At 69.9% G+C, this 20,925-nt stretch carries 17 protein-coding genes; 10 read left to right on the forward strand and 7 right to left on the reverse strand.

Going from position 1 to position 20,925, the window contains the following annotated elements; all coding sequences use genetic code 11:
• Positions 1-70 precede the first annotated feature (70 nt).
• Both FHU33_RS26155 and FHU33_RS08675 read right to left on the reverse strand, forming a co-directional pair.
• Positions 71-2,683, reverse strand: a complete 2,613-nt coding sequence (locus FHU33_RS26155) for a DUF8189 domain-containing protein (protein WP_142024979.1) — start codon at positions 2,681-2,683, stop codon at positions 71-73.
• 232 nt (positions 2,684-2,915) lie between these two features.
• The gene (locus tag FHU33_RS08675) at positions 2,916-3,533 is read right to left on the reverse strand and encodes a GNAT family N-acetyltransferase (RefSeq protein ID WP_170182366.1); all 618 of its coding nucleotides are present in this window, start codon (positions 3,531-3,533) and stop codon (positions 2,916-2,918) included.
• 175 nt (positions 3,534-3,708) lie between these two features.
• Here FHU33_RS08675 and FHU33_RS08680 point away from each other — a divergent pair, with 175 nt between their 5' ends.
• On the forward strand, positions 3,709-3,924 hold the full coding sequence (locus FHU33_RS08680; RefSeq protein ID WP_142024981.1) for a hypothetical protein: 216 nt from the start codon (positions 3,709-3,711) through the stop codon (positions 3,922-3,924).
• A 1-nt stretch (position 3,925) separates the two neighbouring features.
• Here the strand turns inward: FHU33_RS08680 and FHU33_RS08685 are convergent, their stop codons facing one another.
• Positions 3,926-4,324, reverse strand: a complete 399-nt coding sequence (locus FHU33_RS08685; protein ID WP_142024982.1) for a hypothetical protein — start codon at positions 4,322-4,324, stop codon at positions 3,926-3,928.
• Positions 4,325-5,606: 1,282 nt separating this feature from the next.
• Here FHU33_RS08685 and FHU33_RS24905 point away from each other — a divergent pair.
• On the forward strand, positions 5,607-6,203 hold the full coding sequence (locus tag FHU33_RS24905; RefSeq protein ID WP_170182367.1) for a hypothetical protein: 597 nt from the start codon (positions 5,607-5,609) through the stop codon (positions 6,201-6,203).
• Positions 6,204-6,420: 217 nt separating this feature from the next.
• Entirely contained in the window at positions 6,421-7,365 is a 945-nt protein-coding gene (locus tag FHU33_RS08695; RefSeq protein ID WP_142024984.1) for a hypothetical protein, read from the forward strand.
• Between the two features lie 439 nt (positions 7,366-7,804).
• Here the strand turns inward: FHU33_RS08695 and FHU33_RS08700 are convergent, their stop codons facing one another.
• Complete coding sequence (locus FHU33_RS08700) at positions 7,805-8,929, reverse strand: DUF2235 domain-containing protein (protein WP_170182368.1); 1,125 nt, start codon at positions 8,927-8,929, stop codon at positions 7,805-7,807.
• Between the two features lie 160 nt (positions 8,930-9,089).
• Here FHU33_RS08700 and FHU33_RS24910 point away from each other — a divergent pair, with 160 nt between their 5' ends.
• The 4 genes from FHU33_RS24910 to FHU33_RS08715 all read left to right on the forward strand — a co-directional run bounded on the left by FHU33_RS24910 (position 9,090) and on the right by FHU33_RS08715 (position 13,497).
• Positions 9,090-9,251 carry a hypothetical protein gene (locus tag FHU33_RS24910; RefSeq protein WP_170182369.1) on the forward strand — a complete coding sequence of 54 codons (162 nt, stop codon included), beginning with the start codon at positions 9,090-9,092 and terminating at the stop codon, positions 9,249-9,251.
• 110 nt (positions 9,252-9,361) lie between these two features.
• Positions 9,362-10,237 (forward strand): alpha/beta fold hydrolase, encoded by an 876-nt coding sequence (locus tag FHU33_RS08705; protein ID WP_170182370.1) that lies wholly within the window; start codon positions 9,362-9,364, stop codon positions 10,235-10,237.
• A gap of 165 nt (positions 10,238-10,402) precedes the next feature.
• On the forward strand, positions 10,403-11,209 hold the full coding sequence (locus FHU33_RS08710) for an SAM-dependent methyltransferase (RefSeq protein WP_142024988.1): 807 nt from the start codon (positions 10,403-10,405) through the stop codon (positions 11,207-11,209).
• Positions 11,206-13,497, forward strand: coding sequence for a putative bifunctional diguanylate cyclase/phosphodiesterase (locus tag FHU33_RS08715; protein WP_246063418.1), 2,292 nt, complete (start codon positions 11,206-11,208; stop codon positions 13,495-13,497). Before FHU33_RS08710 ends, FHU33_RS08715 begins: the two co-directional genes overlap by 4 nt.
• A gap of 524 nt (positions 13,498-14,021) precedes the next feature.
• On the opposite strand, the gene FHU33_RS08720 is transcribed toward FHU33_RS08715, so the two are convergent.
• From FHU33_RS08720 to FHU33_RS08730, 3 genes are all read right to left on the reverse strand, one after another.
• Positions 14,022-15,458 carry an amidase gene (locus FHU33_RS08720; RefSeq protein WP_142024990.1) on the reverse strand — a complete coding sequence of 479 codons (1,437 nt, stop codon included), beginning with the start codon at positions 15,456-15,458 and terminating at the stop codon, positions 14,022-14,024.
• 579 nt (positions 15,459-16,037) lie between these two features.
• Complete coding sequence (locus FHU33_RS08725; RefSeq protein ID WP_142024991.1) at positions 16,038-16,334, reverse strand: hypothetical protein; 297 nt, start codon at positions 16,332-16,334, stop codon at positions 16,038-16,040.
• Between the two features lie 313 nt (positions 16,335-16,647).
• Positions 16,648-16,842: a hypothetical protein gene (locus FHU33_RS08730; protein WP_246063419.1), complete on the reverse strand. Its 195-nt coding sequence runs from the start codon at positions 16,840-16,842 to the stop codon at positions 16,648-16,650.
• 736 nt (positions 16,843-17,578) lie between these two features.
• Between FHU33_RS08730 and FHU33_RS08735 the strand changes: the two genes are divergently transcribed.
• The 3 genes from FHU33_RS08735 to FHU33_RS08745 all read left to right on the forward strand — a co-directional run bounded on the left by FHU33_RS08735 (position 17,579) and on the right by FHU33_RS08745 (position 20,919).
• Positions 17,579-18,439 carry an SMODS domain-containing nucleotidyltransferase gene (locus FHU33_RS08735; protein ID WP_142024993.1) on the forward strand — a complete coding sequence of 287 codons (861 nt, stop codon included), beginning with the start codon at positions 17,579-17,581 and terminating at the stop codon, positions 18,437-18,439.
• Positions 18,433-18,981, forward strand: coding sequence for an SLATT domain-containing protein (locus FHU33_RS08740; RefSeq protein ID WP_142024995.1), 549 nt, complete (start codon positions 18,433-18,435; stop codon positions 18,979-18,981). The genes FHU33_RS08735 and FHU33_RS08740 overlap by 7 nt, the downstream gene beginning before the upstream one ends.
• Before the next feature lie 480 nt (positions 18,982-19,461).
• Complete coding sequence (locus FHU33_RS08745) at positions 19,462-20,919, forward strand: ApeA N-terminal domain 1-containing protein (RefSeq protein ID WP_142024997.1); 1,458 nt, start codon at positions 19,462-19,464, stop codon at positions 20,917-20,919.
• Positions 20,920-20,925: the final 6 nt, after the last annotated feature.

The following is a 20,925-nucleotide window of genomic DNA, read 5'->3' on the forward strand; positions in this document are numbered from 1 at the left end:
TCGGAACAGCCGACGCCGCTTTGTGACCTGCGGTTCCCCGCGTCCACCCACCGGTGACCGCAGGGAGGCCTCAGAGCGCGTTGCGCCCGATGTCGAGCCGGTCGATCCAGCCGCCCTGCGACTTCCATCCCGACCAGGTGCCGTTGGGGGCGACCTGCCAGATGTGCCAGAGCGCCTTGTCCGCGCCGCGGGTGAAGACCTCCAGCCGGCCGTCGTTGTTCTGGTCGACGTCGAGCTGGTCGATCCAGCCGCCGCGCGTGGCCCAGCCCGACCAGGTGCCGTTCGGTGCCACCTGCCAGATGTGCCAGAGCGCCTTGTCCGCGCCGCGGGCGAAGACCTCCAGCCGCCCGTCGGCGTTCTTCCCGACGTCGATCAGGTCGATCCAGCCGCCCCGGCTGGCCCAGCCGGACCAGGTCCCGTTCGGCGCGAGCTGCCACTTGTGCCACAGCGCGCCGTCGGAGCCGCGGGCGAAGAGCTCCAGCCGCCCGTCGTCGTTGCGGCCCACGGCCAGCCGGTCGACCCAGCCGCCGAGGGAGCTCCACCCCGACCAGTTGCCGTTGGGCGCGGTCTGCCAGCGGTGCCAGACGGCCTGGTCGGAGCCGCGGGCGAAGACCTCCATGCGGCCGTCGGCGTTCTGCCCGACGACGAGGTCGTCGATCCAGCCGCCGAGGGAGTTCCAGCCCGACCAGCCACTGTTCGGTGCGACCTGCCAGCGGTGCCACAGCGCCTTGTCCGACCCCCGGGCGAACAGCTCCATGCGCCCGTCGGCGTTCCTGCTCACCACGATCTTGTCGACCCAGCCGCCGAGGGAGTTCCACCCGGACCAGCCGCTGTTCGGCGCCACCTGCCACTTGTTCCAGACGGCCCCGTCGGAGCCGCGGGCGAAGACCTCCATGCGGCCGTCGGCGTTCCGCCCCACCTCGAGCATGTCGATCCAGCCGCCCTGGGAGTGCCAGCCGGACCAGTTGCCGTTCGGCGCGGTCTGCCACTTGTGCCAGAGAGCCTGGTCGGAGCCGCGGGCGAAAACCTCCAGCCGGCCGGTGGTGCCGGCGGAGGCCTGGCGCACCGCCGCGGCGGCGTCCAGGAACGTGCCCACGGGCTTGCCGGGATCGGGCGTGAGCGCGGAGCCGGTGACGCTCAGGATCCGCCGCACGTCGGCGTGGCTGAGACCGGGGTCCACGGCCAGCATGAGCGCGGCCACCCCGGCCACCTTCGGAGTCGCGCCGGAGGTTCCGCCGAAGCCGTTGCGGTAGTCGGCGTCGCCGCTGCTGTTGCAGGTGAGGTCGTGCGATGCGTCGCCCGGACAGGCGACGGTGATGCGGGGACCCCAGTTGCTGAAGCCGGCCCGCCGGTTCTGGGTGGCGTGGTAGGCCGTGGCGCCGACCAGGATCGACCCGGTCTCGGGGATGGCGTTGCCCGAGTCGTCGATCCCGGCGTCCCGGTCCCCGTTCCCGGCGGCGACGCAGACGACGACCCCGGCGGCGATGGCCGTCCGGATCGCGGCGTTGACCGACGGCACCTGCTCGTAGTTGCCGAATGCGCCGGTCTGCACTTCCAGGATCACGACCTTGCGGCGACCGCCGCTGTCGGTGGTCCGCACCCACTCGATGCCACGGGCCCAGGCGTTGCCGCCGAGGCCGGTGCCGGTCCCGGAGTCCGCCTGCACCGCCCAGAGGTCGGCGTCGTAGGCGACGCCGGACATGCCCCGGCTGTCGACGGCGGCACCGGCCAGCCCGGCGACCGCGGTGCCGTGCGACACCGACCCGCCGTGGACGACGTCGGTCGTGCCGTCGAAGGAGTTGTAGGTCCGCCTGATCTTGGTCGACAGGTCCTGGTGCGTCGTCCGGTAGCCCCAGTCGACGTCGGTGATCACGACGTTGCGGCCCGAGGACCGGCTCCACGCCGTGTCCACGGTGCAGCGGAAGACGTACCACTGGTTCTCCAGGCCGGTGGCCGGGTCGAGGACGACCTGAGTGCTCGTGCCCACCAAGGGGTCCGACAGCGGGCCGGCGGGGGCGAGGTCAGGCGGGACGTCCTGCTGGACGTCGGTCTCCGCGTGCGGGACCCGCGGTGCGACGAGCGTCGGTGGGAGGGCCACCGGGACGGCCACCGCCCGTTCCACGTCGGGCAGCCGGCTCAGCTCCTCGGCGATCCGCGGGGTGTCCGCGTCGGGCGCGAAGTGCAGCGTCATGAACGCGGCGAGGTGCGGCGCGTCGATCCCCTGCGCCCGGGCGACGTCCTGGGCTGCGGTCGCGGCTGCGGCCGAGGTGGCGAACGTGGGCTCGGCCTGCACCAGGCCGAAGCGCTGCAGGAGGTCGTTCATCTCGTCCAGCGAGGCATCGGCGGCGGCGAGGGACGGCGTCGTCCCGGCCTGCGCGAGCGTCGGGGTGACCCCCGAGCGGAACTGCACCTCGACGGTGCCCGGCTCGTAGGCCGAACCACCGGCTCCTCCGCCGCCCGGCGGTCCGAACCGGGGCAGCTCCATCACGGCCGACGACGTCCCGGGCATCGCGGTCGCGGCCGTGGGCATGCCGGGCACCGGCATGGAACCGGCCCCGGATACCTGGGCCTGGGCGGGTCGCGGCATGGCGTCGTCCCCAGCCGCCTCTCCCATGGACGGTCGCGGCATCTCGCCGTCCCCGCCCGGCTGGTCCGGTGCCCGGAACGAGGACGGGACAGGCATCTCGCCACCCTGGTCGTGGCCGTTGGAACGGGGTTCTGAGGCGGGCATGGCGATCTCCTCGAGGGAGCCTGTGCCGGCACCGGCGGACGGCGCCGGGGGAGAGGGGTGGGGTGGCCGCCCCGTCCTAGCGCTGACCGGTCCGGGCGCACACGGACCTAGGACCCTGCGCCTCGGGAGCCACCGTCCTGCGTCACAGAGGGTAGGCGCTCGTCTACCGGGGTCACCGGTCCGCTCACCCCAGCCGGTGGAGCAGTCCGCGCCGGACGCCGGGCCACTCCGATCGGACGATCGAGTAGTAGGCGCTGTCCCGGATGGTTCCGTCGGCGGCGGTCGTGTGCGCCCGCCGGGTCCCCTCGAAGCGCGCGCCGAGGCGCTCGATGGCGGTGCGCGACCGCTGGTTGCGGGCGTCGGTCTTGAGCGTGACGCGCAGCGCCTGCCAGACGTCGAACGTGTGGCCGAGGAGGAGCAGCTTGACCTCGGTGTTCAGCGCCGTCCGCTGGGCCGACGCCGCGTACCAGGTGCTGCCGATCTCACCGACGCTCGGCGGCCGGGCGTCGTCCGGCACCGCGCCCCCCGGGCGGCCGAGGACCTCCAGGTCGAGGAAGCGGGTCGAGCCGACGACGGCGTCATCCCCTGCCCGGACGATGGCGAACGGGAGCACCCGCCCGCCGGCCTGCTCTGCGAGCGCCGTGCGGACGTACCCGGCTGCCTCGTCCAGGCCGTCGGGGACCGCGGTGAAGGCGTAGCTGCTGCGGTCCTCCGAGGCAGCCGCTGCCAAGCCCGGCGCGTGCGCCGCGGTCAAGGGCTCCAGGCGGGCGTGGGTGCCGGCCAGTCCGAACGCGCGCAGCACCGCGGCACCTCCCGTCGGGAGCCCCCGCGGCCCCGTCGGCTCATCGAAGCACCCGTCGTCGGCACGGGTCTTGCGGAATTCATGCGGCTTTCTCGTCGGCGGCCTGCGGGCGGCCCCGGAGAGTCGTCCTCGGCCGGGGGCCACCCGGGAACCGACCGAGCCAGGAGATGCCGTCATGGAGACCGCCTTCGCCACCCCAGCCACCGCCCCGTTCCCGCTGGTGGACCTGGACGACCTGCACGACGCCGACCTCGATGACGTGGTGGCCGAGCAGCTGAGCGAGGCCGTGGCCACCGCGAAGGAGCTCGCGGACCTGGCCGTCCGGCCGGGGCACGGCGCCCTCTCCGCCCACGCACTGCGCGCCCACGTCCTGCTGCTCGCCGTCTTCTGAGTCAGAGGAGCGTGCCGGGATCCTTCGGGAAGCGGCGCCCCGCGAACGAATAGGGATTGCCGGTCCAGCGGGCCGGCTCCGGTGGCTCCTCGACCCGCTCGGCGGTGACCGCGAGCGGCACAGGCCGCCAGGAGGGCACGCCGATCGGCGCGTCCCAGATCTCTACGTGCACATGCGACTGCCGCAGGTGCCAGTCCGCCATCGACCGGCCCCAGCGCCGTACGCCCAGGTCCACGGCCACGAGGGTCGCGGCACAGAGGGCGAGGGCCAGGAAGGCATCGGTCAGCGCGGTGGCCACGTCCAGCGCCTCGATGTGGGCCCACCCGATCTGCCCGAGCTGGTACCCGACCACCTCGAGGACGACGTACAGCACGCCGTAGACCAGGAACGAGACCCTCACTCCGGCCGGATCGACCGGTTCCGAACCGCGCTGGAGCCGTCCCGGTGCCCGGCCTCACCCGTCGGGATGAGTCAGTCGTCGGCGGGCTTCTCGCGCGGCTGGGCCGCACCCACATCGGCTCGCCCGGCATGTTCGGGGAGCGAGCAGCGAAAGCGCTGTTCACGGCGACAGAACCGCAGGTCGCGCATGAACACAGAGGAGGCTCAAGCCTCCGATGGAACGCCCGTGGGCGGACTGGCTTTCGCGCTCGTCAAACGCCCGGGGCCGGAGTGGTCCCGAACGCATTCCGACCACCGGTGGCGGGTGTCGGCGACGGCCTGACCGATCGAGTCGACGTTCACCCCGAGAAGGTCGGAGGGCACGTTCATCGAGCAGAGCTGCGCTGATAGACGACGGTGATCAGGACCCGGTCGGCCTCGGTGAGCAGCCCGGTGCTGCCCGCGCCGGCTGCGCGGCGCCGCGGCCCGCTGGAGTCGACCCGCTTCGGTCAGGTCAGGTCGAGCCGGCGTATCTCGGTGGCACTTACGGCCGTCTTCGGTAGGAGCCTCTGTTATCCACCGGGCGACGAGGAAGGCCAAGCGGCATGAGCGACTCCGATGTGACCGCTGCCGCACATGCCGCCAGGCTGTTCGCGTGGTCGGGCGACGGGGGGCGCAGCGTTCGAAAGCCTCTGGCTGCCCCACGACCATCGCATCACACTCTGGCGATGGGTTGGATTCGGGCCGGCTCCGGAACGTCCCCTCTGCGAAAGGCTGCACTCATCCTTGCTGTCGGCATCACTGTCACGGCATGCGGCGCGAGTGAGGACCCGGACGACGAGAACCGCGCGAGCGGTCGAACTGCACAGATCCCGACGTCGACGTCCCTGCCTCCGACCGGCGGCGGCACGAGCACATCGCCTAACGACCAACCGCAGTCGCCGCAGAACGATAATCCCGCGCCCCGGTCCACGGCCCCTGGCGCCCCGGCCCCTGCCGCCCCGGTCCCTGGCGCCCCGGTCCCTGGCGCACCGAACCCGAACCCGGCCCCTGGCGCCCCGGCCCCTGGCGCCCCGATCCCTGGCGCACCGAACCCGAACCCGGCCCCTGGCGCCCCGAACCCGGACCCGAACCCGGACCCGGACCCGAACCCCAACCCCAACCCGGACCCGAACCCGGACCCCGACCCGGACCCCGACCCGAACCCCGACCCGAACCCCAATCCGGACCCGGACCCCGACGCGAACTCCAACCCCAACCCGGACCCGGACCCGGGCCCGGACCCTCCGGAGGATGAGCGGACGGTGATGGTGGCAGGTCCGACGCTGGGCGACGATTTCAGCGCCGTCTTCGGCAGCGTGCCCAACCCTCCGACGCCGATCTGCACTCTCTTGTATCTCGGCGACACCAGCGTGCAGATCACGGTGGAGACCGTGGCGGTGGAAGCCCCCTTCATCACAAGCGAGGACTGCGCCAACAGTGGAGCGCCGGAAGGGCCCCTTTGTGCGCCCGGGGCTGTACTCACCGGCGTCACCCCGCTGAATGCAGGGCTAGACGCAGCCGTCGGATGTCGATTCGGCATCGCGCTCGGGAGCGAAGCCGACGACGAAGCGAACTACGAGGACGTTGCCGCCTCGATGACCTTCTCGGCCGTCTGCACAGCCCCGGGGCCCAGCGACACGGTCTGCGGCGACTCCGCCGTCGTAGCGCTGCTTCCTTCGCCCTCGGCTCCCGTGCCGGTGACCTGGGAGGCGATGCAGGTCACGCCGCCGTGGACGTCGGAAGGGATGGCGGTCACTGCGCCGCTGCGCTACTGCGGGGCCACCGCCTACGCCGACGCCGGCGGACAGCCCGACCATCCTGCGAACACGGGCGCCGAAAACGGCTGCACCGCCCCGTAGCGGTTCGAAGGTCATGCGGCGTCGTCGGAGGCAGCGCAGCGAGGGCTGGGGACGCCTGCGCGCACGTGCGCCCGACTCCTCCGAGCGCTCCGTCCTCGGCGCCTTGCTCCTCTTGGCTGGTGGGATCATGGGAGGGCTGCTCGGCGGCCGCGGTTCCCGCCGCGGTCGGCGTCCGGCCGCCGGAGCTGAACCCGGCCCCGCCGCAGGACCACCTCCAGTGGAGACACCGGCGACGGGTGCGCCCGGCACCTTCACAGCGACCGAGGAGAAGGACGGCTCTCCCTCCGACGAGGAGAGCGGCGAGTCGTCGGTGGAGCGGTGGGTTCGCCTGGCGACGAGCGTCATCGCGCCGACGACGGTGCTCACCGCGCTGCTGTTCTATTTCGGGTACGTCGCCACCACGGCCGAGTACCGCTACTTCGGCATCACTCTCGGCACGTTGGGCCTGTCGACACAGGATGTGGTGCTCCGAAGCGTCGCCGCGTTGTACGTCCCGATCGGGGGGGCCCTGGTGCTGCTTCTCCTTGTGACGTGGCTGCACCAGACCGTTTCCCGCTGGCTTGCCGCCTGGACCCACATCACGTTGTTGCGGCGCATGGCCATCGTCCTCGTCGTGATCGGTATGGCGGCCTTCGCCAGAGGGGTGATCGGCATCGTCGTTCCCGAGGTGTCGAGCACCGAGCCCGTGGCCGTCAGCCCGCTGAGTCTGGGACTGGGAGTCATAGCGGTCGCCTACGGCCGCTACCTCCTGCAGCGGACGGCCACGGAGCGGAGAAATTCTCGTGAGACCCGCTGGTCTCGCCGCGCGGCTGTCGCCTTCACCGCGGGCCTCGTCACCCTGAGCCTGTTCTGGGCCACCAACAGCTTCGCCGCCGCCTACGGGCGCGGCCGGGCCGTTTACGTGGCAGAGCGCCTCACCAACCTCCCCGCCGTGACCCTCGACACCACCGAACGGCTTTTCGCCGGACCCAAGATCGAGGAGACGTCACTGTCGCCCTGGGAGGAGGGGCAACGGTTCCGCTACCGGTACCACGGCTTCAGACTGCTGCTGGAGGCTGAAGGCCGCATGTTCCTGCTCCCCGAGCAGTGGGAGGTGGGGAACGGGACGACGCTCGTGCTCCAGGCCGGCGACGATGTGCGGGTGTACCTGTACAGGGGTTAGGAATCTCGCGGACTGCCCACGGGCGCTGATCCCAGGGAGGGACTGCTGCCCGGGGAGGTGACAGGTTGGGTCAGGCGGCCTGGGAACTGCTGCACGGTGAACATCCTTCCAGCGGCGCCTGTCGGCACCACAGATCAGATGTCACCTCCCCTTGCAAAGTCCCCTTCGGCTCGACCGGGCCGTACGGGCCGTCGGCGGCGTGTTCCTGACCCTCCACCATCGATCCTTGGTCATCGTCAGGCGCCGCCACGCGCTCTTCGGTGCTCACCACCGGCGTCCGCGGCGCCCTGGCCTCACTATGCCGGGGCGGCCCGAGGGCGTGCTCGTCGACGCGTCGGGCGGTGAGGGTTGCCGGGCTGGGTTGCTCGCGCGGTGAGGCCTCAGTGCCCAGGTCTTCGCGCGTGTAGTCGATGACGTGTACGAGTCGGCGGCGTGCGGGTCACCTGGCTGTGATGATCGACTGAACCCACGTCGCGAGGCCGGGGTTGCCGGGACGGTACGGCGGATCGGCGTCGTCCCAGCGGCGCAAGACGCTGCGGTCCAGCGTCTCCTCCACGGTGGTGCGGACCGGTCGCAGGAGTGGCTTGTTGAGCGGCCACAGGCCGGTGAGGCGGCCGAGTGCCGTCTTCTGGAAGTCGTGGATCGGCCCGCTCCACTCGGTTCCTCTGAGCGGGGCTTCCGGCGGATCGACGACGAGCCCCGCCGCGACCGCCCGGTCGACGATCCACTCCCGGGCCAGCAGCGACAGTGGGTTCCTGGTGGCGGGCTCGGACGTCCCGCCGCCACCGATGTTGCCGTGCGCCCCTACGAACCAGTGCTGCTCGACCTCGGTCCGGTGGCCCCGAATGGGTGTGGGCACGTCGGTCCAGAGCGTCGGCTGGAACTGCTTGCGGTGCTCGTCGACGGCGACGGCGTGACAGGCGACGTCGACCAGCCCGCTGAGGTTCGTGTCGTGGAATTCGTACTTGCTTCGCGTGAGGAAGCGCCCCAGGCCGGCGGGAATCCCGAGGCTTCCTACCGTGTCGAAGACCCCGATGAAGCGGATGCGCACGAGCCGTGAGCGCTCCAGGACGAGTCGATCCTCGGCCGTGCGCGCAGGCATCTCCCCGGTCTGCATCTCCCGCAGGCCCGGGGTCTTCCTGTCGCGGTAACGCTGGAAGACCTTCTCGGAGGACATGTCGTCCGCGTCCAGGAGCCCGCACTTGGCGATCATCCCGGCCAGGCTCCGCGCGGTGAACGCTCCCCGGCTGTAGCCGATCAGGTAGATGCGGTCCTCGTCGGAGCGGTGGTGCTGCGCGATGTGGCGGTACGCCCGGCGGATGACCTTCTCCAGCCCTTGGCCGAACAGGCCGCCCCGGATCCGGTCGAACGGGCCGGTGCCGACCCCCTCGATGTAGCAGCGCTCCTGCACGAGGCCGGCCGCGTCGCGGGGCACCCGCCCGCAGATCTGCCCGACGTTGGTGTTGGTGTTGGTGTCGCTCCACGTGCCGTCGAGCAGCACCGGGATGTTGATGCCGCGGCGTCCTCCACGGGGCGCCATCCCAGGTGCGTCCGCCTTGGTCACGGTCATCCCCTCGGATTGGGTCGTCGCCCGACATGGACATCGGCGTCCACCCGGATCGTCCCGGTGCAGCGTCACGTTGGCGTCACCGCGCCGTCACACGTCCGCTCGGTCGGGCCGACGTCGGCTGACCACGCAGACAACGGATGCCTGGTGTCTCACCGTGCCGGTCGCCGTCCTCGGCATGGTCGCGGCACTGTCCCCGCTGTCGCTGCCACTGTCGGGGGTGCCCGGTCTCGCCGAGACCATCGGCTTCTGGCGGCTGGCCGGCGTCCTCGGCTGGCTGGCCGTGCGCCTGTTCCAGCTCGCCGGCGACCGCCGATGAGGCGCCGTGCAGCGGGTTCAGGCCGGCGCGAAACCGCGGGCCGAGAAGGGAATCGACGCTCGGCGAGCGGGGCGATTGCCCGGTGGCGGATTCTTCGTCACCATGCGCGCATGGCGGCGGCGATCCCCCCGCAGACGGCCAGGACGGCGGTCCTGGACGACGGCCGACGAATATCCTGGGCCGAGTACGGGAGTGCGTCGGGTGCACCTCTCGTGCTGTTGCACGGAATTCCGGGCTCGCGGTTGCAGTTCCAGCGGCTCCACGGGCCTGCGACGGCTTCCGGGGTTCGCGTGGTCGCTCCCGAGCGGCCCGGATACGGCCTCAGTGACCCCGTGCCCGGCGGCGTGACCTTCACCCGCTATGCCGACGACCTTCGTCAGCTTCTCGATCGACTCGAATTGCGCACTGTCACGATGTCCGGGGCCAGTGGCGGAGGCGGGTTCGCGCTGGCCGCTGCGATCGTCCATCCGCAGCGGGTCCGGCGGTTGCTGCTGATCTCTGCGGGCTTTCCGGCTCCTCGCGCCGCGCGGCGAGGAATGGCCTTCCCGGTCCGCGCGCTGCTCCTTCTGGCCAGGCTTGCCCCGTGGCTTACCGGCAGGGTGCTGGCCGCGCAGCAGTCGGTCGGTCTGGACGCACCCGTCAGTAGATGGGCCACGCGTCAGATGCCGCCCGCCGATCAGCGCGTGTTCGGTCACCCATCGTGGCGGGCGCACTTCGCCGAGGACATGCACGAGGCTCTGCGGCAGGGGTCGGGCGCAGCGGTCCAGGATCTGAGACTCGGCAGCGGAACGCTCGGCGTCGACCTTGCGGAGCTGACGGTGGACACCGTCCTGCTCCACGGGGCCGAGGACGTCAACGCGCCGATCGGAATCGCTCGTTGGGTGGCGGACGAGGTTCCGTCCAGCCGGTTGATCGAGGTTCCCGGCGCCGCCCACCTGTTTGCGCTCGAACAACCGCAGCTGATCCTCGACTCGGTCGTCCGCTAAACCTCGACGGCGGGGTCGTCTGTCGGAAAGGAACCGCCTTGACTCGGCCGCGGCAGAAGGCGGCCTCACGGGGCAGGATCTCCGGTACAGATACGTCTCGGACGGGGCCGTTCACCCGAGGACGCGCGAACGCCCGGGCTCCGATCAAACTCTGGGGGACTGGACATGGAACGTCCCAGTTGGGTGCCGGCCGAGGTGGATCTGACCAGGCCCAGTGCCGCGCGGGTGTACGACTTCTACCTCGGGGGCTCGCACAACCTCGAGGTGGACCGGCGCATGGCGCGCGAGGCGATCGAGCTGTGGCCGGACCTGCCCGCGATCATGCAGAGCAACAGAGCGTTCATGCGCCGGGCGGTGCGGTACGTCGCCGAGCAGGGCATCGCCCAGTTCTTGGACATCGGCTCCGGCATACCGACCGTCGGCAATGTGCACGAGGCGGCCCAGCAGGCGAATCCGCAGGCCCGTGTGGTCTACGTCGACAACGACCCGGTAGCCGTGGCCCACAGCCGCGCCATTCTCGGCGGAGATGAGAGGACGGCGGTCGTCCAGGCGGACCTGCGGGAGCCCGAGGCGCTGTTCGAGCATCCGTCCCTCACGGCGACCCTCGACCTGGACCAGCCTGTCGCCGTCCTGATGGTCGCGGTCCTGCACTTCGTCCCCGACGCGGACGACCCGTGGGGTGCCGTCGCCCGGATCGCCGCCCGGCTGGTCGGGGGCAGCTACCTGGTGCTCTCGCACGCCAGCGCGGAGGGGCGACCAGAGCAGGCCGGCTCCCACCGGCAGCTCTACCGCCGCACGCCGACGCCGATGACCATGCGCAGCCGCACCGAGATCGAGACGTTGTTCGACGGTTTCGAGCTGGTGGAGCCCGGCGTGGTGTGGCTGCCGCTGTGGCGCCCGGACGACCCGGCGGAAGCGGAGGGGCAGCCGGAGAGAACGACGGGTTACGCCGGGGTGGGCCGCAAGCGGTGAGCCCGACCGATCGGGGGCCGCGCGCAATCCCTGGCCCGACCGGCGTCGCGGGCGACGACGGGGACCTGCGGCGACTGGCGATGGCGTGGGCGAGCGCGGTCGCGGGCACCAGCTACGTGCCGCTGCCGCCGGACCGGGTCGAGCAGCTGCTGCTCGGGCTCTTGCGCCGCATGGTCGCCGTGGTACCGGATGCCTCCGGCTCCCCGCGAACGGTCGGGCTGGAGGTGGGCTCTGCGCTCATCGACGCGCACTTCACGAATCCGCGGTCCCTGTCGCGGACCCTTGGCGTGCTCCTCGGAGCTGGGGGGTCCCTCGGCGTACGACCGATGGTCACCGCCGACGGCGACACGCGTCGGCCTCTTCGCGAAGGAAGCGAGCGTCGATGGTTCGAACTCGTCGCCGCGGTCGCCGAAGGTTTCAGCTCGGCTCTCCAGGAGCGCGCGCTCCGCGAACAGGAGGAGATCCTCGCGGCTGCGGCCCAAGCTCGGGAACAGGTGCGGCAGGAGCTGCGGGTCAGCGAGGAGCGGTTCCGTGCGGTGTTCGAGGGGGCCACGATCGGGATCGGCATCGGCGATGTGGAGGGCCGGGTACTCGACGTGAATCCGGCGCTCGTACGACTGCTCGGCTACCCGCTCGATGAGTTCCGGCGCCGGTCGGTCAACGAGTTCATGCATCCGGCCGACGTCGAACGGGTGTGGCGGCTGTACGACGAACTGATCCGGGGCGAGAGAGAGCACTTCCAGCTCGAGAAGCAATTCCTGCGGTCCAACGGCGAGTCCGTGTGGACCGACCTGACCGTGTCCCTGCTGCGCGACGGGCAGGGGCGCCCCCGTTACCAGTTGGCACTGATCCACGACGTCACCGCGCTGCGCCAGCTGCGGCGGCAACTGGAGTTCGAGGCGCACCACGATTCACTGACCGGCCTCGCGAACCGCAAGATGTTCCTGACGCAGCTGGACGACCTGTTCACCACGGCTCCTACGGGCGCCCGGGCGGGCTTGTGCTTCCTCGACCTGGACGGCTTCAAGGCGGTCAACGACACGCTGGGGCACGAGGTGGGGGACCACCTGCTCGTCACGGTCGCCCGCCGACTGGAGTCTGTGGCCGGCCGGCGCGGACTGTCCGTCGCCCGCCTCGGGGGAGACGAGTTCGTCGTCCTGGTGCCGGACTCCTCGGGCAGCACCGAGCTGATCGCCCTGGCGGAGCAAATCCTGGCGGTCATCGCGCGACCCCTGCGCCTTGGTTCCACGCAGGTCCAGGTCACCGCCAGTGTCGGCATCGTCGAGCGCTCGATCGCAGAGATCGCACCAGCAGAACTGCTCCGGGCCGCGGACATGACGCTCTACTGGGCCAAGGCCGACGGCAAGAGCCAGTGGGCGCTGTTCGAGCCCGAGCGCGACGCCCAGGAACTCACCCGCTATTCGCTGTCCTCCGCCTTGCCGGCCGCTCTGGTGCGCCAGGACCTGCTCTTGCACTACCAACCCCTGCGCCGCCTTGCGGACGGCTCGCTGCACGGGGTGGAGGCGCTGGTCCGGTGGAACCATCCCAGGCTGGGGCTGCTCGGGCCGGAGAACTTCATTGCGCTGGCCGAGCAGTCCGGGTCGATCGTTGCGCTCGGACGGCACGTCCTGCAGGTCGCTTGCCGGCAGGCCTTCGCCTGGTTCGGCGCCAGTGACTCGGGCCCCTTCGTCAGCGTCAACCTGGCCACCCGCCAGCTGCGCGAGGAGAGCCTGGTCGAGGACGTCCGTCGGGCGCTGACGAACAGCGGGCTGCGCCCCCAGCAATTGCAACTCGAGATCACCGAGAGCGCCGTCATAGGCACCGACCCCCTGACCGGGCGCACACTCCAGGCGCTTGCGGACATGGGGGTCCGCTTGGCCATCGACGACTTCGGGACCGGCTACTCGAACCTCATCTACCTCCGGCGGCTACCGCTCGACGAACTCAAGCTGGACAGAACCTTCCTCCGGGAGTTGCCGGGGGAGGAGGGGAAGGACTCCCTCGATGTCCAGCTCCTCGCCTCCTTGATATCCCTCGCGCATCTCCTGAACCTCACGGTCACCGCCGAGGGGGTCGAGACCCAGGCCCAGCTCGAGCTCCTGCTGTCGTTGGGCTGCGACGCCGGCCAGGGAACCTTCTTCGGTGCCGCACGGCCGCCGACGGAGATCAGCGGGCTCCCCGACCTGGAACGAGCCGTCGGTTCACCGGAGGCCCGAGCCGGCGACGGCCCCATCGCTCGTCCCGGCGACGGTGACGCCGTGGTGAGTGACGGCGGCTGGACCTGTTGACGTCGTCGGTCGAGGGCCGGCGCCGGGAGGCAGGGCCGCGGCGGCAACTGGGGGAATCCAGGCCGTCGGCGTCGTGGTCGGCGGGATGAGCACCGCCACGGGACGCTCGGTCTGCTTCGCTCCGACGAACCCTGGAGAAGTAGGCGTCGCGGCGTCGATCGTGCCGCACCGGGGTGCAGGTCGGCGATTCGGCGCATTGAACCGTCCTGCTCCTGGCGGAGGCTTTGGGATAGCTCACGGCCTGGCGTACCGGCGGACGTGTCCTGACCGTGGTATCGACCTCGCCCTCGTCGCCCACGGTGCTGGCCACCGTGGGCGGCTTCCCCACGGCCGTCGACCGGCTGGGGCTCTCCCTGGCCCCCGTTCAGCCTGGTGGCTCCCGCGGTCAAGGTGAACGCGCTCCCACCCGGACTGCTTCTCATTGCCCACCAGTAATGGGAGAGCGCCGTGAACGATCTGCTTTGTCCCGCGCCGGGCCGTGCGCCTCCTCGGGGCGCCGCGGTCGTGCCACGGCGCCCCGAGGATCACCGCGGGTCGATCGGGGTGAGGATGCCGGTGCCCGATTCGATGACCGTGCCCGCGTCGAGGATGGACTCCTCGTCGAATCGGCGGCCGAGCAGGGAGACACCGGTGGGCAGGCCGTTGGCCACGCCGGTCGGCACGGTGAGGGCCGGGAATCCCAACAGCGGGATGGCCATGTTCATCCACTGCGCGGCGACCACCTCGCGGCCCCGCTCCAGGCTGGAGATGTCGGCGTCCTGCTCGAACACCTCCTCGGCCGAGGCCGGCAACAGCACGATCGGGTAGTCCTGGAGGAACTGGCCCAGTTCGCTGATCAGCGTGCCGCGCCGGGCGTAGCCGTTCATGTAGTCGACCAGGCCGGGTGCCTCGCCCCACCAGTCGGCGGCGCAGGAGTAGTAGGCCGCGGCGGCCTTCTTCATGCCCTCGTCGCCGATCTGCTCGACCAGCGGCATGATGACCCGGAACTCCTCCATGGCCAGCAGGTACCAGAGCCGCCAGGCCTCCTCGAGCAGCGGCAGTTCGATCTCGTCGACCTCGTAGCCGGCGGCCCGGAGCCGCTCGGCGGCGGTGTCCAGCGACTGGTTGACCACCGCGCTGGGCGCCTTGGCGCCGACGTCGCGCAGCAGCCCGACCCGGCGCGGGTTCTTCGGCAGCGCCGGCGCGGACGCGCCGTGCGCGTGGAACGGGTCGCGAGGGTCGGTGAACGCCGCCATTCCGGCGTAGAACAGTCGGACGTCGTCGACCGACCGGGCCAGCGGACCGTCCACGGCCATCACCTGCGTCGACAGCGCCTGGTCCTGGCCCGGCGGGTAGAGGCTGTGCGCCAGCCGGCCGACGCTCGGACGCAGGCCGACGATGCCGCAGGCGTGCGCGGGGTAGCGGATCGACCCGCCGATGTCGTTGCCCTGCGCCAGCGGCACCATGCCGCTGGCGACGGCGGACGAGGCGCCGCCGCTGGAACCGCCGGGCGTGTGTGCAGCGCTCCACGGGTTGATCGTCCGGCCGTACAGGTCGTTGGTGGCGAACCAGCGGTAGGAGAACGCCGGGGAGTTGCTGCGCCCGAGGAAGACGGCGCCGGAGCGGCGCATGATCCCGACGTGGACGCTGTCCTTCTCGGCGATCTCGTCGGCGAAGGCCACGACTCCATTGGAGGTGGCGTAGCCGGCCTGATCAGAGTTGATCTTGACGGCGATCGGAAGACCGTGCAGGGGACCGAGCTCCACCCCGGCCGCGACCATGTCGTCGGCGACCTTGGCGGCGGCGAGAGCCTCGTCCGGGCGGACGTCGACGAGGGCGTTGAGCTTGGGGTTGACCGCCTCGATGCGCTCGACGTGGCTGGCGACCACCTCGCGGGAGGAGACCTCCCCGACGGCGATTGCGCGCGCCAGCTTGGTGGCCGGCCAGCGCCAGAACTCGTCGGTGGTGGGGACGTCGGTCATGGGTCTCCCTCGCTCGGACGTGGCCGTCCCGACGGGGCTCGGCCGCCCGGCCGGGACGTGGTGGCGCGGAGCCTGCTACAGAAGATCGCTTCTGGTCAAGCATCGTGTGGAACGACGTGGCCGCGCCTGAACTCTCCCCATGGTGCGATGGTGAAGGCTCGAAGAGGTCGAGGGCGCACTGTGCTGATATCGCACACGAGGCGATCACTCGTCTCAGTCGTCGGCGGGCTTCCGCGCGCGGCTGGGCTGCACCCGCATCGGCTCGCCCGGCATCTTCGGGATGCGAGCAGCGAAAGCGCTGTTCAAGGCGGCGAAAGCGCAGGTCGAGCATGAGCGTCGGGGAGTGGGTTATCGGGCGAGTTCTTGAGCCGGGCCAATGCGCGGGAAGCCCTTGCCCGTGCCACCGTTCAAGCTAGCCCGTGTTCGCAGTGGCACGACGCTCGACCGGGCCATCATCCATTCAGCGGGGGGTCGGGGCCCACGGCCCCCGGCCCATAGGCGAGGTCGTGCAAGTCGCGTCTGACGAACATCGGCGCGTCCAGAGGGACTGCTCGCCGGACTAGATGACGGCAATCCGGTCTACTGCGGTTTGTCCTCGTCCCGCCGGCTCGGGCGGACGTTCCCGTCTACGACGTCGGGCGTCTTGCGCCGCGCCTGCGCCGACCGCAGCGCAAGGCGGGCGAAGTAGGCCTTGCGAGCATGCCCGGCTCGGCGTGCCCGCTCGGACGGAGGCAACACGCCGTCGGGGTCGACCTGGCGCTCGAATCGATCCAGCAGGGCGCGACGCGCCGGCGCCGTCCGCGCACTGGGATCAGCGGTCTTGGCCCACGACTCGTGCGCGGCGAGCCGCGCGATCAAGGAGCGGTCGGCCGTCATAGAGACGAGGCTCCGTCTCTACCTTCAGTTCATCTCCTGTCGATGCGACAGGGCAGGCACAGGGCCGCGTGGCTCGGTGTCCGCGTCTCCAGGACGCGGGCCCCTGCGCACTGCTCTCCATGGAGGCAGAGCAAGGGGCTCCTGTCATTCTGCAGTCCATCTCCGTCCTCGTGGCCATCAGGCCGCCGAGGTGGCTGACGATCCGGTTCATCCTGTGTCGTCCCTACTGCAGGAAGACTGAAGGTTGTGACTTGCGCTCAGGATCAGCCCTGCCGCGAGTCCGAGCATTCGAGAGCTGAACCGGCGCGGGCGCTCACCGCAGATAGGAGAAGCCGCCGTCGCGGTTTCGGTCCCGGACGTACGGGCGTCGGCCGTAGGCGTCGAGGACGGTGTTCAGCGCCGTGACGAGTACAACGAGGTCGCGGTCGTAGACGCGGCCGTCGTCGAGCTGGCGAGCGAGTTCGTGCAGCAGCTGAGCCCAATCTCGCCGTGTCGGCGAGGTCGGCACTCGGACTTCCACAGGTCGTTCAACGACCCGTACCGCAGAAAGCCCGGAGGCCGCCGCCCGGGTCTGCTCCCAGGCGCGTTGCCGGCATGACGCCGAACACCACTTCGGGATCCGACCGCGCGCCTTCGGCTCAAGCGGCTGATTGCACCACCCACAGGAGGCAGCCGCGCGCCGGCGCTCGATGGTCGCCGGTGATGGAGGTTGAGGAAGGCCTTCCGCGGGGTCGGCTCGATCGTGGTGGGCGCGTTCCTCGCGCGGCTCATGAGGCCGGGGCGGGGCCTCGCGTCGTCGATTCGAGCGCCTCGCCATGCCGTCAGTGTATTCATCACGACGAAAAGAGTCGCCCGGAGTGCATGAGGTGTGTCCCTCTTGATCTTGATGGTTCTCCAGTGACTTGGCGTGGGTGGAGAGCCGCCGCTTCGGTGGTCCCGCCAGTCCGCGGATGGTGTCTCTGGAGGCGGCCTTAGGGACAGGTGCGCGTCGCGTCAGCGGGCTCGTCAAGTAGTCGCCAGGCCGTGAGTCATCCGGTAATCCATTTGCCGTCGCGTTCGACTTCCACGGCGCGCGGCGGGTCGTACCGACGCTCCTCGAACTCGGTGGCTCTAGCGAGGTCCGCAGCCGGTGGTCTCTGGCCGTGTCTGACGGGCTGGATACCCGGTGAGTCTCTGACGCGCCGTGTGCGTCGGTACTGCCCGGTAACGTCGGCGGGACGAACCCACGGGGGAGGACATCGCAGGTGACGACCACGCTCGACGAGTTCGTGAAGACGCTGGCGCCCGCCCAGTACGACAAGGCCACGGTGGCCGAGCGCCACCAGGCCATGGAGATAGCGGTCGCCGTGTCGAGCCTGCGCGGCGGAACCTGGTTCGAAAGCGGATCTTGGTCGCACGGCACCGCGCTCAAGGGGCACAGCGACGTGGACTTCATGATCCCGTGCTCCGGCTCGCGGCCGGTCTACCCGTCGTCGGCGCTGACGACGCTGAAGACGTCGCTGGCCCAGAGTCACTGGGCAATCAGGGACCGCCGCATCTCCAGCCCCACGGTGAAGGTCGAGTTCTTCACCGCGCCGCACTTCGAGGTCGTGCCCGCCTGGCACTACAACACCGTCGGCGAGGACAAGGTCTTCCTCATCCCCGGCCCCGGCGACCAGTGGGAGGAGTCGGCCCCCCGCGCGCATCTCCGCTTCGTCACCGAGCAAAACGACCGGCTGGGCAAGAAGGTCAAGCCGCTGGCCCGGCTGCTCAAGCAGTGGAAGGCGGCCACCGGCGCGCCGGTGTCGAGTTTCTACCTGGAGATGCGCACCGCCGAGTACGCCAAGGGTGAGGACTTCATCTCCTTCCACATCGACATGCGGAGGCTCATGGGGCGCCTGATCAACCACGGGCTGCGGGACATGAACGACCCCGCCGGGCGGGTGTCGCGCATCCGCGCCGTCTCCTCGGAGGAGAGTCGGCGCAAAACCGTGCGCCTGCTCCAGGAGGCCAAGGGCCACCTCGACGCGGCCTACGACCTCGACGGCCAGCCGGGCCAGGCGTCGCCGTACTGGAGCCACATGTACGACGTCTTCGGCTCCTCGTTCCCGTACCCGACGTGGTGACGGGCAACGGCGGGACGCCGGACTCGTTCCGCGAGCAGGTGGCGGCCGAGTTGCGGGCCATGGAGGAGGACATCTTCTGGACCGAGAAGGCGCACTTCGCCACGGCCACCACCTACGCCCGGCTGCACCTGTGGCTGGGCATCATCGCGACCGTCGCCGCCGCGGTCGCTGCCGCCAGCGTCATCGGCGACGCCGCACCCGCCGTCTCAGGCTCCGCCGCGGTCGTCTCGGCCATCGCCTCGGCCATCGTCACCTTCCTCAAGCCTCAGGACACTGAGCAGAAGTACCGCACGGCGGGCAGACGCCTCGGTGCGCTGCGGGTCAAGGTCCGCCAGGCACTGGACCTTGACCTACACCCCAGCCAGCCGGAGCAGGCCGACACCTGGCGCGTGCTGGCCAGGACCTTCGCCGAGGAGAAGGCGACGATCGACTCGGACGCACCCGGCACCTCGAACCGCGCGTATCGGCTTGCCCGCGAGAAGATCGAGGCCGGGCACTTCAACCACGGCGATCCCCGGCACGCCCCCCGCCGACCTAGCTGAACTGTCGTCGCTTCCGCTACCGTCCTCGCCCGGACGCACCGGATGAACCTGGCGCGAGCGCGAGGTCGAGCAGACGGGTCACCCAAGCCCTCACTATGCGACCGCGACCCCAACCGCCGGTTCGTCGCTCGGTCTGGGCAGTCCCCCTGGTGCGAGCCGACGAATACTGCTCGACTACCTGGCTTCAGATGCAGTGACCCCTGGTGGGTTCCGAGCAGTTGAAGGCTTTACGCCCTCCTGCACGTAGATCGAGCCTTGGTGCGTCCCTGTGACCGACTCGTCTTCAATCACGATCTTCGGCGGAACCTCGTGCCCGTCGGTGATGTCGAACGGGTAGTCGTTGCTTGCCGCGCCGCTGAGGCTAGAGCCCGCAGGGCGTCGGCGTGCTCAAGGGCCCAGGAGGCGGAGGTGGGCACCGGGCGACGTAAGGCGCGGGTCGTGGTTGATAACGTCCTTTATCGACTACAGGGGCGGGAGTAGATGGAAGACATCTCGTTCAGCGGGTCCTGGTGGTTGCCGGAAAATCCAGATCGAAAACTGGCCGGCAGGCTTGTCTACGACGCCGCCGACTCTTTGCAGCTCGTGCTCTATGACAACCTGCGGGAAATCGCTGTCTCGGAAACGGGCGTCTACGAGGGCGAACTCAAGTTGCAGGCCGAGCCGATCGTGCACGGCATCCGCCATGATGATCGAAACTTCGTCACCCTCGTCGGTGTTCGGGGGAGCAATCTCGAAATGCCCGCGGTGTACGTGACCAGCGTCTTCGACGTGGACCTGGCACTGCTCGGAAGCTCTCATGTATCGGAGGATGCTTTCGAGCGAGTCGACGTTGAGTTCGACTACCTCAAGGCTTGGGCTCAGCCCCCTACTCGAGTTGTCCGTGACCCGAATGCGCCTGACCTTCACCAGATTCGTACCGCTATCTCTGAGCTTGCAAGCTGCGACGTCGGAGACGGCAGCGCCGTGGCTCTCTACACAGGGGTCGTAGGAGTCTTCGGTGACAACGCGACTGACTTGATCGAGTACTGCGCGTTTCAGATGACCGTGCCAGAAGCCCGCCAGGGTCTTGACCTAGTCAATCAGGTAGTGAGACCCCTGCAAGACCTGCTGATGGTGTCCCTGGGCCGTGAGGTGCGCCTCACGGAAGTGAGGCTTTCGCACCAGGAAGGCGAGCACCGTATGGTGCTTGAGGCTCTATTCCCAGTCGCACAGCCTCCCGCGTCAATCCCTCCACTCAAGCCCTCGCAGCTGTTGAACAACGTCTTGGACTATCGAGCCCCGACCCTGCTTACGGCGAAGAAATTGGCAAACGAGCCCACGCCTCTGCCTACGGGAGAGATGCTGGCCGATTGGTTTCGTGAGCACGATGGCCTGGGCGAGCCCTTGATTCAACTCTTGAGTCCGTTCTACGCCCCCTTCATGTCGCCCGAGCATCGTTACTCTGCGACCTTCCAGAGCGCGGAGGCGCTCCACGACGTGCTTGCCTTGGGTACGAAGGACCTACCCAAGGCAGAGCATCGAGAGCGTGTGAGCCGAGTCGTGGAGCTGATCAAGGCCTCTTCCCTCCCCGAAGCTGACGCCGATTGGGCTCAGAAAGTTCTTTCAGGCCGCAACGACAAGTCGCTGTCGGCCAAGATTGAATCGCTGTTGGAAGAGGCAGGTCCGGCGGGGGCCGCTCTCCTGGCGGCCGCTCCGAGCTTTGGGACGGAGTCGGCCAAACTGCGAGCCAGGGTCTCTCACGGCGGAGCCAGGGTTGAGACCGAGAGATGGCGGCGAACCCTGTACGAGCACGCCCTGCGTTGGATAATCCGTGGCCATCTGATCTGCCGACTTCTCGACTCGGACCAGCGGTCGCAACTCTGGGAAGGCCTGGCCGGTCGGGAGTCGTTCAAGCAAATCGTTCAGTTGTTGTCCGAAGCCGTCGCCGAGGACCAGTAGGCGTTG

The organism is Blastococcus colisei, assembly GCF_006717095.1.
Lineage (GTDB): Bacteria > Actinomycetota > Actinomycetes > Mycobacteriales > Geodermatophilaceae > Blastococcus_B > Blastococcus_B colisei.